The organism is Photorhabdus thracensis (genome assembly GCF_001010285.1).
GTDB classification, from domain to species: Bacteria; Pseudomonadota; Gammaproteobacteria; order Enterobacterales; family Enterobacteriaceae; genus Photorhabdus; species Photorhabdus temperata.
On sequence record NZ_CP011104.1, the window covers coordinates 4159575 to 4171532 of the forward strand.

11 protein-coding genes and 1 pseudogene are annotated in these 11958 nt (G+C 42.1%); 4 read left to right on the plus strand and 8 right to left on the minus strand.

Features of this window, described 5'->3' with window-relative positions:
• Position 1: 1 nt before the first annotated feature.
• The 3 genes and pseudogenes from VY86_RS18105 to VY86_RS18115 all read right to left on the minus strand — a co-directional run.
• On the minus strand, positions 2–1393 hold the full coding sequence (locus VY86_RS18105; protein WP_046975987.1) for an L-cystine transporter: 1392 nt from the start codon (positions 1391–1393) through the stop codon (positions 2–4).
• 207 nt (positions 1394–1600) lie between these two features.
• Entirely contained in the window at positions 1601–2149 is a 549-nt protein-coding gene (locus tag VY86_RS18110; RefSeq protein WP_046975988.1) for a metal-dependent hydrolase, read from the minus strand.
• 217 nt (positions 2150–2366) lie between these two features.
• A pseudogene (locus VY86_RS18115) lies at positions 2367–2693 on the minus strand (HAD-IA family hydrolase); the annotation flags it as partial.
• Between the two features lie 216 nt (positions 2694–2909).
• Between VY86_RS18115 and VY86_RS18120 the strand changes: the two are divergent.
• A complete protein-coding gene (locus VY86_RS18120) occupies positions 2910–3452 on the plus strand; it encodes a YniB family protein (protein WP_021324218.1) in 543 nt (180 codons plus the stop codon).
• Between the two features lie 54 nt (positions 3453–3506).
• Here the strand turns inward: VY86_RS18120 and VY86_RS18125 are convergent, their stop codons facing one another.
• The 5 genes from VY86_RS18125 to VY86_RS18145 form a co-directional block, all read right to left on the minus strand.
• The gene (locus VY86_RS18125) at positions 3507–4364 is read right to left on the minus strand and encodes a fructosamine kinase family protein (RefSeq protein WP_046975989.1); all 858 of its coding nucleotides are present in this window, start codon (positions 4362–4364) and stop codon (positions 3507–3509) included.
• Between the two features lie 122 nt (positions 4365–4486).
• Positions 4487–5371: a metal ABC transporter permease gene (locus VY86_RS18130; protein WP_046975990.1), complete on the minus strand. Its 885-nt coding sequence runs from the start codon at positions 5369–5371 to the stop codon at positions 4487–4489.
• Complete coding sequence (locus VY86_RS18135) at positions 5368–6243, minus strand: metal ABC transporter permease (protein WP_046975991.1); 876 nt, start codon at positions 6241–6243, stop codon at positions 5368–5370. Before VY86_RS18135 ends, VY86_RS18130 begins: the two co-directional genes overlap by 4 nt.
• Positions 6240–7136: a manganese/iron ABC transporter ATP-binding protein gene (locus VY86_RS18140; RefSeq protein WP_046975992.1), complete on the minus strand. Its 897-nt coding sequence runs from the start codon at positions 7134–7136 to the stop codon at positions 6240–6242. The genes VY86_RS18135 and VY86_RS18140 overlap by 4 nt, the downstream gene beginning before the upstream one ends.
• Complete coding sequence (locus VY86_RS18145) at positions 7133–8047, minus strand: metal ABC transporter substrate-binding protein (protein ID WP_046975993.1); 915 nt, start codon at positions 8045–8047, stop codon at positions 7133–7135. The genes VY86_RS18140 and VY86_RS18145 overlap by 4 nt, the downstream gene beginning before the upstream one ends.
• A gap of 220 nt (positions 8048–8267) precedes the next feature.
• Here VY86_RS18145 and VY86_RS18150 point away from each other — a divergent pair, with 220 nt between their 5' ends.
• From VY86_RS18150 to infC, 3 genes are all read left to right on the plus strand, one after another.
• Complete coding sequence (locus VY86_RS18150) at positions 8268–8939, plus strand: transglycosylase SLT domain-containing protein (RefSeq protein ID WP_046975994.1); 672 nt, start codon at positions 8268–8270, stop codon at positions 8937–8939.
• Positions 8940–9422: 483 nt separating this feature from the next.
• On the plus strand, positions 9423–11351 hold the full coding sequence (gene thrS, locus VY86_RS18155; protein ID WP_046975995.1) for a threonine--tRNA ligase: 1929 nt from the start codon (positions 9423–9425) through the stop codon (positions 11349–11351).
• A gap of 3 nt (positions 11352–11354) precedes the next feature.
• Positions 11355–11894, plus strand: coding sequence for a translation initiation factor IF-3 (gene infC / locus VY86_RS18160; protein ID WP_071823701.1), 540 nt, complete (start codon positions 11355–11357; stop codon positions 11892–11894).
• The last annotated feature ends 64 nt before the right edge of the window (positions 11895–11958 follow it).

The following is an 11958-nucleotide window of genomic DNA, read 5'->3' on the forward strand; positions in this document are numbered from 1 at the left end:
ATCATAGCTGATTTAACTCAACTTCTTCTTCCTGATTGAAGGTGGTTTTATCAGTTTGCCCCATTAACTGACTGGTAATTGTACCGGCGGTCATTGAACCACTCACATTCAGCGCGGTACGGCCCATATCAATAAGAGGCTCAACAGAAATCAACAGTGCAATTAGCGTTACAGGTAATCCCATTGCGGGTAAGACAATCAGTGCGGCAAATGTGGCGCCTCCACCCACACCAGCAACGCCCGCGGAGCTGATAGTCACAATACTAACCAGTGTTGCAATCCATACAGGATCAAATGGGTTTATGCCTACTGTCGGCGCAACCATGACTGCCAGCATGGCAGGATAAATCCCGGCGCAACCATTCTGACCAATTGTTGCGCCGAAAGATGCTGAGAAACTGGCGATAGATTCCGGTACACCGATACGGCGTGTCTGGGTTTCAACATTCAATGGGATACTGGCTGCACTTGAACGGCTAGTGAATGCAAAGGTCAATACCGGCCAGATTTTTTTGAAAAATTTAAGTGGATTGATACCGGTGAGAGAGAGCAGAAACCCGTGAGCAACAAACACTAGCGCCAGTGCAATGTAGGATGCGATAACAAAGCTGCCCAGTTTCGCAATTTCGTGGATATTGGAGTTGGCGACAACTTTGGTCATCAGAGCCATAACACCGTATGGCGTCAGGCGCATAACCAGGCGAACCAGTTTCATTGCCCATGCTTGCATAATATCGATAGCGGCTAATACACGTTCACCACGTTCGCGGTCATCTTTCAGCATTTGTAGTGCAGCAATCCCAAGGAAGGTCGCAAAAATAACAACACTGATAACAGATGTTGGATTGGCACCGGCTAAATCAGCAAATGGGTTTTTAGGAATAAAAGATAAAATTAACTGCGGCACAGACAAATCAGAGATTTTGCCTATGTAGTTGTTTTCGATAGCCGACAGGCGTGCTGTTTCTTGAGTTCCTTGTACCAGACCTTCAGCAGTCAGGCCGAATAGGTTAGTAATAATGATACCGATCAGCGCTGCGATCATCGTAGTGAACAGCAGGCTGCCGATGGTCAGAAAACTGATTTTTCCTAGAGAAGATGCTTTATGCAATCTGGCAACAGCGCTTAAAATAGAGGCAAATACCAGCGGCATAATCACCATTTGCAGAAGTTGTACATAGCCGTTACCTACAATATTGAACCATGAGATTGATTCTTTCAGTGTGGCATTATCAGCTCCATAAGTTAGTTGTAGCGCCAGACCAAAAATAACGCCAATGGCGAGGCCGAAAAGAACCTTTTTTGACAGACTCCATTGGTGTGAGCTGGCTTTTGACAATAGCAAAAGCAGTGCTGCGAAAATGAGCACATTCAGAATTAATGGTAAGTTCATCCACAAACTCCAGATTTTAATTATTGAGGGAGTTAAGCTGTATTAATCGAGTTAAGTTATAAACTTATACCCTACAGCAAGTAATTGAGAATATGGTACCAGCTAAGGTTATCGGCTCTTATAATTAAATCGAATTTGATATAATAATCATGGCAATTAAGATTGATTTTTATGCGATTATAACATTAAAAATATTTTCAAAGGTTATTAAAAACACAGTTTTTTGATGTAATCTATATAAATAAGTATAGAGCAATCAATATGTTCTGGCAGAAAAACGGCTATGACAATCAGTAAGGCGGAAATAAATCTTTCTGCTTTCTTATTTCCTTGTTTGCCAAGTATAGGCAGGCAGAAACGCATCTTTATTGGCCATAATAATGGTACGCCAGCAGGAGTCAGCATATCTGCTACCAGATGACTTAGATAACCAACAATCATGGCATGGAAAAAATCGGTTGGTACAGGCCACTCTTCTGGTATTTTTAGCCAAAGTAAAGCGACACCTAATGCAAGAGCAAGCAAACTGTGAGTAAATCCTCTGTGACCACATAGTTTGGCAATTGGAATAGAAATAACTCTGAATAATCTGCCCAGGGTTGAATTTGGGTGATCTATATCTGGTAACAATGCGGTAAGCAGCACGCCTGGTAGCATATGCAACCAGTCACCATTAGCTATTTCTGGTGTTATTTCAAGTTTGTGCGCCATAATAATACTGGCAACTGAAAATAAAAGATGCCCTTCCCCGGTCATAAATTCCTCTGACTGATAACTGTCTATCTATACAGTTGGCGAAGTATAGTGGGTTTTATGCGGGTAAGATAGGGGGTGAAAAGCAAAAATATCTTATTTATTAATATATAAAGTTAATATTTTATCAGATTGTTATTTGACAGAATAAGGAATAAACGCTAAGGCGGCTATGTGAGCAATCAGAAACTGCCATTTAAACAGATAATGGCAGCTAAAGTTATGGCCAGATGATATCTGTTACACTTAATTGTTCAAGTGAGCGTAGTTTAATATCTGCTAATGTCCAACGTAGATCATCAAAATGATGGGCTGTTGGAACAACGATTGAACGCATTTTTGCTGCTTTTGTCGCTATCATTCCATTAAATGAATCTTCCAGGGTCACACAACTTATGGGGGAAACACTCAGTTGTTCAGCAGCGAGCAAATAAACTTCGGGATGGGGTTTACTGTTGGGTAATTTGGCAGCAGAAACGACAGTATCAAAATAATGACTCAAGTTGAACATCTCAAGTACTTGTTCCAACATATATTGTGGAGAAGCATGACTGCTTTTATTGGTAAGTGAAAAGACATGAGTATCTCCCACAGGTCAGACAGTTAGCGAGAGCTGATTGTAGCAATCATCGGCAGATGAAATCTTTTTCTTGTGAGGAACTGGGTAAGAAATGCTTAGTTAATTAAATATAAAGTTAAATTTAATCATTGATGGGCTATGATTAGCCAAGAATAAAATCTATTTACTGCTATGAGGGGTATCATGACTTACCAAAAAGCCGGATACATCGCTATTATTAAACGAGTTTTAGGTTGGGTGATTTTTATTCCAGCACTTTTATCGACCATCGTTTCTGTGATCAATCTTGCCTGGTTGCATGGTATTAAAGGTAGTGGCATTAATGCTGTTTTAGATGATTTTCTGAAAATGATGGCCGAAATGGTGCGCTTTAATACGTCATTTTTGGATTTTTTCTGGAAAAATTCGCCAACTCCTGTTCGTTTGGCTGGTTTCACTGGGGAAAATATGAGCTTTCTGATTATTTATTTTCTTATTTTTGTCGGTCTTGCTATGAATGCATCAGGCCAGCGTATGTATAGACAAGTAAAATTTGTACGTGAAAATATTGAAGATCAGTTGATTATTGAAAAGGTCAAAGATAATGGTGGCCTGACAAGAGAACAGATTGAATCAAGGATCAAACTTCCGCACCATACATTGTTTAGTCAGATTTATATTTTATATGTTTCACCGGTAATTATCGGTGCAATTTTTTATTTTCTGCTGGGAATTTTAGGCTGGTAAATCTTCTGGCGGTGATGGCTGCGGAATGAAGTGTTTCCGCAGCCCGTTGTTTCTTCATTGCATAATGTCATCAATAATATCTTGCGCCGCAATAAAATTATCACCACCAAACAGATTACAACGGTTAAGCAAATAATAGAGCTGATATACAGGTTGTCGATCAATAAAATTGGCAGGCAGTGGCCACACACTCTGATAACCATCAAAAATTTGCATTGGTAGATTAGGGTACAACGGTAGCATAGCAAAATCACACTCACGATCTCCCCAATAACAAGCAGGATCGAAAGCAACGGCGTGATCATCCAGAGAAGCGCAATTAGCAGGCCAAAGATCGCCATGTAAGAGAGAGGGCTGTGGTTGGTGATGTTGAAGCTTGTTACTTATGACCCGAACAATATTATCAATATCACCAAATATCATACCTTTTTCTGCTGCAATCTGTAATTGCCAACCAATTCGTTTCTCTGCATAAAACTGATGCCAACGTCGTTGCCAACCATTTGGTTGTGGTGTTGTTGCCAGCATATTGTCAAAATCAAAGCCGAATTGGGGTTGCTCACTCCACTGATGAAGTTTTGCCAGTTGTTGACCGAAGCAATAAGCATTGTGTGGGGTAAAAGATTTTAAAGGCAAGAATTCAAGTAACAGAAAACTATAGTCTCGATCACAGCCAACACCATAAACAGTTGGGACACGAATAGTTTGACTGCGTGTCAGTAATTCAAGTTGTTCAGATTCTGCTTTGAAGACCGGGAGCATTTCCTTCAGATTTGATTTGACAAAAACGTGTTGTTCGCCATGAATGACTTTCCAGGCTTGATGGATATCGCCTCCGGTTAACGCAGTTTTATCGTGAATTTCGGCAGTACCGAAATATTCATTTAGCAAACGATTTACTGCCTGCCACATGGTTCACCTCTCTAAATCGTCAATTACTTTTATGAACAATTATAGTCAGAGAAAATATATGAGTTGGTAAAAAAGATGATTAGCAGGGTTATATCTTAAAACAGATATAACCCTTTTTGTTATTAATTAGGTTCGTCAGAGACTTGGAGAGTAACTTGATGGGTTTTATGTTTGAATTTTGTTTTTGCCTGTTTTATCTGATTGTAAGTCAGTGCCAGTGTAAAGAAAATAGCCTGGACAATAACAATGCACGGCCCTGTTGCACCATCAATATGGAAACTAATCAGTGTACCAAGGACACAAGAACTGACCGACGCAATAATAGCGACAATTAACATTCGGTCAAAACTGCGGCATAGCATAAAAGCGATAATTCCCGGCGATATTAACATGGCAATAACCAGAATCATTCCCACAGCTTGTAGGGAGGCGACAATAGTCATTGCCAGCAAACAAAGCAAACCGTAATGTAAAAACTTAACAGGTAACCCTACTACGCGCGCTTGGTTCGGATCAAAGCAATAGAGCATGAAATCTTTACGTTTTAGCAGTACCACCGCCATGGTAATACCGGTAATCCATAATGTTTGATTCAATTCATCTTTAGTGATCCCCAGCATATTACCAAACAGAATGTGAGTGAGATGTTGATCGGTATCCATTCTGGCAAAAAGAACTAAACCAAAAGCAAACATGCCGGAAAAGACGATTCCCATCACGGTATCTTCTTTTATCCGGCTGTGTTCTTTCAGATACCCTGTTGCAAAAGCGCAAAAAATACCAGAAAGAAACGCACCAATAGCCAGAGGTATCCCGGCAGCGAAAGCCAGTACAATCCCCGGTAATACGGCATGAGAGATAGCATCTCCCATTAACGACCACCCTTTAAGTACCAGGTAACAAGAGAGCATCGCGCATACTGCGCCTGTCACAACGGCTGCGAACATTGCCCGCTGCATGAATGGAAACATGAACGGCTCAGTGATTAATTGAATCAACTGATTCATAGCGGTGTCTCCTTAGCCAATGCCACGGATTCTTTTCTGGCACGTATACGGGAAGCGATTAATCCGTGTTTTGGTGCAAAGAAGAACGCCAATAGGAAAATAACGGTTTGCAGTGTGACAATAACACCGCCGGTAGCGCCATTAAGGAAGAAACTTAAGTAAGCGCCAAACGCACTGGTTAGGGAACCAATAGCCACTGCAATTATCAGTAAGTGTTTAAAACGGTCAGTCAGTAAATAGGCGGTTGCTCCTGGCGTCACTACCATTGCAATGACCAGAATAGCGCCGACAGTTTGTAAGGCTGCGACAGTACATGCACTCAGTAAAGTAAAAAAAATGATTTTCATCCGTAAGGGAGATAAGCCAATAGAACGTGCATGGGTTTCGTCGAAGAATACAACCAGCAAATCTTTCCAGATAAGCATTAACACGATAAATGAAACCGCAATGATAATTTCAACTTGGAGAACATCTTCATCAGCGATACCGAGGATATTGCCGAGGATAATGGTTTGTACGTTAACGGATGTGGGATTGAGAGAAACGATCAGTAAGCCGGCAGCAAAGAAAGTAGAAAATATAAACCCGATCACCGCATCTTCACGTAAGCGAGTGATATGGCGAACGAGAGTCATTGATAGCGCTGCCAGCATGCCGGTAAAAAAAGCGCCGCCTGCGTAAGGAAGACCCAGTGCGTAAGCACCGGCGACACCAGGCACAACTGAGTGAGAGAGCGCATCTCCCATCAGTGACCAGCCTTTTAGCATTAGATAGGCAGAAAGAAAGGCACAAACGGCACCGACAATCGAGCTGACCCAGATAGCTTTCACCATGTAGTTATAGTGAAAAGGTTGCAGCAAAAGTTCTATCATGGTTGACGTTTCTCCTTTTGCTGGGTTTGCCTCGGTGGAACATGATGGTCCTGACCGTAAAACACCGCTGCACGTTCATCATCAGTAATAACCGTCAGGGAACGCGGATCATCATCATTATGCAACTCCGGCCCGGATAGATTAATGTGACGAAGTACTCCACCAAAAGTCATCTCCAAATTCTTCTGGGTGAACGTTGTTTCTGTCGGGCCACTTGCCAGAACAGTCCGGTTGATCAAGATAACGTGGTCACAGAATTCGGGAACACTGCCAAGGTTGTGGGTTGAGACTAAAACCAGATGACCCTCATCACGTAAATCACATAGCAGGTCAATGATGGCATTTTCTGTTTTTACATCAACACCGGTAAAAGGTTCATCCAGTAACAGAACTTTTCCTTCTTGAGCCAGCGCTCTTGCAAGAAAAACCCGTTTTTTTTGCCCGCCTGAGAGCTCTCCAATTTGCCGGTTGCGCAGAGCTGTTAAGCCAACACGTTCAAGTGCTTCATCAACAGCTTGGTGATCCTTCTTGCCTGGGATTCTCAAAAACCCCATTTTGCCGTAACGGCCCATCATAACGACATCAGAAACCAGTACTGGGAAGTTCCAGTCGACTTCTTCTGTTTGAGGGACATACGCGATGATATTTTTCTTTAACGCACTTTTGACAGGCATATCGCTCAGGGTAACTTTCCCGTGAGATGGGTTTACCAGCCCCATAATGGTCTTAAACAGTGTGGACTTACCACTGCCATTAATGCCAACCAATGCACAGATAGTACCGCCAGTGATAGAAAAACTGGCGTCATAAATAGCAGTGTGACCGTTGTTATAAGTCACAGTGGCGTCATCAACCACTAAATGAGGACGTTCAAACAGCATATTGCTATTCATTGATTAAATCCTTTTGCGATTGTATCTACAGTTTTGTTCAGTAAATCAATATAAGTTGGTACTGGCCCGTCACTGCTGGAGAGTGAATCTACATAAAGAACGCCACCATAACGGGCATCGGTTTCTTTACTGACTTGTTTGGCTGGTTTATCGGAAATGGTACTTTCGCTGAACACAACCGGGATCTTATTTTCTCTTACCGTATCAATTACATGACGAACTTGTTGTGGTGAACCTTGTTCTTCCGCATTGATTGGCCACAGATAAACTTCCTTGAATTGATAATCTTTAGCCAGATAGCTAAAAGCCCCTTCACTGGTGACTAACCAACGTTGATCCTGTGGAATACGGGCAAGACGCTCTCTCAGTGGAGAATCCAGTTGGGCGATTTTTTCGGCATAGGATTTGGCATTCCTATTATAAATCTCTGTATTTTCAGGATCATATTTCACAAATGCTTTGCGGATATTTTCAATATAAACCAAAGCGTTGGTTGGTGACATCCAGGCGTGAGGGTTAGGGTTTCCGTTGTAAGGCCCTTCACGAATAGGTAATGGTGTAATGCCTTCAGTAATAACAACAGCGGGAACATCTTTGAGATTTTCAAAGAAACGTTCGAACCAGCGTTCCAGATTCAATCCATTCCAAAGGATCAAATCAGCATGTTGAGATTTTATAATATCTTTGGGAGTAGGCTGATAATCATGGATTTCAGCACCTGGTTTAGTAATTGATTCAACAATTGCAGCATCGCCAGCTACATTTTGTGCTATATCCTGAATGATAGTAAAAGTGGTGACGACTTTGAATTTTTTTGCGGCGGATACCTGCTGGCTAAATAAGATTATGGATAAGAGAATCAATATGATTCCTGGTATAGGGTAAGGAAGCAGAGAGAGTTTCTTTTTCATGAATTCAAACCTTTACTTGTTATAAATATGTATATGATAACGATTATCAATATCATTTAAGTAAAGTCAAGATTATAAAATTCAGAAACAGAGATTATTATAATAGTCACTTCGTATGATATGAACATGAATAGAGTTAAAAGTTAAGTAAAATATTTTTGGGTTGTGAATGAAATTGTATATGCTGCGCTGTAGTAGATTTGATCCAGAGGATTAAAGGGTGAAATTAAGACTCAGCTTTGTGGCACTGATTGTGCTATTAGTCGGTTGTGCTGAAAAGAATAGCCAGCAAACCAATATCGAAAAACAGCCAAGCCAGCAACGTATGCTCAGTGGCAGCTCTACTAACTTGGTTGGGTTTTCTTCTTTCCCGCCGACACCTTTTGATACATTTATTCAACAGGCATCCAATCGGTACGGTGTTGATGAAACGCTTATCAGGGCGATTATTCAAGTTGAATCAGGTTTTCGCCCCGATGCCGTCAGTAAATCGAATGCAATTGGCCTTATGCAGATTAAAGCATCAACAGCAGGACGGGATGTGTATCGACAGAAGGGGCGTTCTGGTCAGCCGACAACCCGCGAGTTGAAAGATCCTAAAACCAATATTGATCTTGGCACTGCTTATATTAGTCTTCTAAAAGAGCAGCATTTGGCGGGTATTGATAATCCGGAGACGCTCTACTATGCCACTATCGTTGCTTACGTCAATGGCGCTGGCGCGCTCTTGCGTACTTTTAGTGCTGACCGCCAGTTAGCTGTTAATAAAATAAACCGGATGACACCGGATGAGTTTTATCAGCATGTCCAGGATAATCATCCGGCCCCTCAGGCTCCGCGCTATTTGTGGAAAGTGAAGAATGCTTACCGCTCATTGACCATGGCAGATTAAGGAGCTGATAATAATGGCTATTCCATTTCTAATGAGTTTTTCTGAAAATATATATTTGATTATGATTATATTCAGTTAGAACTGGGAACCGCCATTACTGTTTACTCATGTTTCCTATAAGATTTTTTCAAGACTTGCATTGATTTCAATATCAAGCCGGCGATATCTATTCCGCTTTGTAATAAGAGCAGAAATCGTGCTTTTTCGTCATTGCAATGATTGTATTATTGATGCAGTGGGTTATTAAGGCTGTATACCCTTTGGTTTTCTAACTAAACATAGCCGTGACCTGAATGTTTGTTGGTGGTATATTTTCGCGATGTTTCGGTATCAAAGGCAGTCACTTTTTACATTGTGTACCAATTTTAGTACCAAACTCTAAATGGATTGACTAGATAATAATTTAAGTCGTTATTTTAGTTGAATATCAAACTCCTTCAAGTGACCTTTCGTGCGGGTCACCACTGTCGATAAGGATTTTAAATGCCTGTTATTACTCTTCCTGACGGTAGCCAACGTCAGTTTGATCGTGCCGTTTCTGTAATGGATGTTGCCTGTGATATTGGTCCAGGTTTAGCGAAAGCATGTATTGCTGGCCGCGTAGATGGTGAGCTGGTGGATGCCTGTGAATTAATCGATTCTGATGCAAAACTGGCAATTATTACCAGTAAAGATGAGGAAGGGCTGGAAATTATCCGCCATTCATGCGCACATCTGTTGGGCCATGCGATTAAGCAATTATGGCCAGATACTAAAATGGCCATCGGACCCGTTATTGATAATGGTTTCTACTATGATGTCGATCTTGGCCGTGCCCTGACGCAGGAAGATATTGAGCTGCTTGAAAAACGTATGTTGGAGCTTGCCAAAAAAGACTATGACGTCATCAAGAAAAAAGTGAGTTGGCAAGAAGCTCGTGATACGTTCGTCGCCCGTGGTGAGGATTACAAAGTACAGATTTTGGATGACAACATTGGTCGTGATGATCGTCCTGGCCTGTATAATCATGAAGAATATGTTGACATGTGCCGTGGTCCACATGTGCCAAATATGCGTTTCTGTCATCATTTTAAATTGCAGAAAGTGGCAGGGGCATACTGGCGTGGGGACAGCAACAATAAAATGTTGCAACGGATATACGGTACTGCGTGGGCTGATAAGAAGCAGCTCAACACTTATCTGCAACGCCTGGAAGAAGCCGCTAAACGTGACCATCGTAAAATTGGTAAACAGCTGGATTTGTACCATATGCAGGAAGAAGCGCCGGGTATGGCGTTCTGGCATAACGATGGCTGGACTATTTTCCGTGAGCTGGAAACTTTCGTACGCACTAAACTGAAAGAATATCAATATCAGGAAGTTAAAGGTCCATTTATGATGGACCGTGTGATGTGGGAAAGAACCGGTCACTGGGAAAACTATGGTGAGCATATGTTTACCACCTCCTCAGAGAACCGTGAATATTGCGTTAAACCAATGAACTGTCCAGGGCACATTCAGATTTTTAACCAAGGTTTAAAATCTTATCGTGACTTGCCTTTACGCATGGCTGAGTTCGGTAGTTGCCACCGTAATGAACCGTCAGGTGCATTACATGGCTTGATGCGTGTTCGTGGTTTTACTCAGGATGATGCCCATATCTTCTGTACAGAAGAGCAAATTCACCGGGAAGTGAGCAGCTGCATTAAGATGGTGTACGACGTTTACAGCACCTTTGGTTTTGACAAAATTGTTGTTAAGCTGTCAACCCGTCCGGAAAAACGCATTGGTACTGAAGAACAGTGGAGTCAGGCCGAGGAAGCTTTGGCGGCAGCGCTGCAAGAAAACGGTGTTCAGTTTGAATATCAGCCAGGTGAAGGCGCTTTTTACGGACCAAAAATTGAATTTACTTTGCATGATTGTTTGGATCGTGCGTGGCAATGTGGTACTGTGCAGCTTGACTTTTCACTACCGGGCCGTTTGAGTGCGTCCTACGTAGGTGAAAACAACGAACGTAAGGTTCCTGTAATGATTCACCGTGCGGTTCTGGGTTCACTAGAACGGTTTATCGGCATCCTGACTGAGGAATATGCGGGTTTCTTCCCGACATGGATTGCTCCACAGCAGGTCGTTGTGATGAATATCACAGATAGCCAGGCTGATTATGTACAGGAATTAGCAAAAAAACTTCAAGATGCCGGCATTCGTGCAAAAGCAGACTTGAGAAACGAGAAGATTGGTTTTAAAATCCGTGAACACACTCTACGTCGTGTTCCTTACATGCTTGTTTGTGGTGAAAAAGAGGTCGAATCAGGAAAAGTTTCTGTTCGGACCCGCCGCGGTAAGGATTTAGGTAGCATTGATGTTAGCGAGTTCATCGAAAAACTGCTGATAGAAATACGCAGTCGTAATCTTCATCAATTGGAGGAATAAGGTATTAAAGGCGGAAAAAGAATTCAAACGGCGCGTCCTAATCGCATTAATGGAGAAATTCGCGCTTCTGAAGTTCGTTTAACAGGTTTAGATGGCGAACAGATTGGCATCGTCAGTCTGAGAGAAGCTCTTGAAAAAGCTGAGGAAGTGGGTGTTGATTTAGTTGAAATCAGCCCGAATGCCGAGCCGCCGGTTTGCCGTATCATGGATTACGGCAAGTTCCTCTATGAGAAGAGTAAGTCAATCAAAGAACAGAAGAAAAAACAAAAGGTTATTCAGGTTAAGGAAATTAAATTCCGTCCTGGTACAGATGAAGGCGACTATCAGGTCAAACTACGCAACCTGGTTCGTTTTCTGGAAGATGGCGATAAAGCCAAAATCACCCTGCGTTTTCGTGGGCGTGAAATGGCGCACCAACAGATTGGTGTTGAAATGCTTAACCGCATTCGCGACGATCTGGATGAACTGGCAGTGGTCGAATCCTTCCCATCGAAGATTGAAGGCCGTCAGATGATAATGGTGCTCGCTCCTAAGAAGAAATAGTCAGGCAATCAAGTAATAAGCTCCAGTCGGTTCGTCTGGTTGGGGCTTATTCGCCTTACTGATT

Excerpts from the sequence above, each read along its gene's own strand:
- VY86_RS18120 (WP_021324218.1), top strand. The coding sequence starts at position 2,910 with ATGACTTACCAAAAAGCCGGATACATCGCTATTATTAAACGAGTTTTA.
- VY86_RS18145 (WP_046975993.1), bottom strand. The coding sequence starts at position 8,047 with ATGAAAAAGAAACTCTCTCTGCTTCCTTACCCTATACCAGGAATCATA.
- VY86_RS18105 (WP_046975987.1), bottom strand. The coding sequence starts at position 1,393 with ATGAACTTACCATTAATTCTGAATGTGCTCATTTTCGCAGCACTGCTT.
- VY86_RS18110 (WP_046975988.1), bottom strand. The coding sequence starts at position 2,149 with ATGACCGGGGAAGGGCATCTTTTATTTTCAGTTGCCAGTATTATTATG.
- VY86_RS18135 (WP_046975991.1), bottom strand. The coding sequence starts at position 6,243 with ATGATAGAACTTTTGCTGCAACCTTTTCACTATAACTACATGGTGAAA.
- VY86_RS18140 (WP_046975992.1), bottom strand. The coding sequence starts at position 7,136 with ATGAATAGCAATATGCTGTTTGAACGTCCTCATTTAGTGGTTGATGAC.
- VY86_RS18125 (WP_046975989.1), bottom strand. The coding sequence starts at position 4,364 with ATGTGGCAGGCAGTAAATCGTTTGCTAAATGAATATTTCGGTACTGCC.
- VY86_RS18130 (WP_046975990.1), bottom strand. The coding sequence starts at position 5,371 with ATGAATCAGTTGATTCAATTAATCACTGAGCCGTTCATGTTTCCATTC.
- thrS (WP_046975995.1), top strand. The coding sequence starts at position 9,423 with ATGCCTGTTATTACTCTTCCTGACGGTAGCCAACGTCAGTTTGATCGT.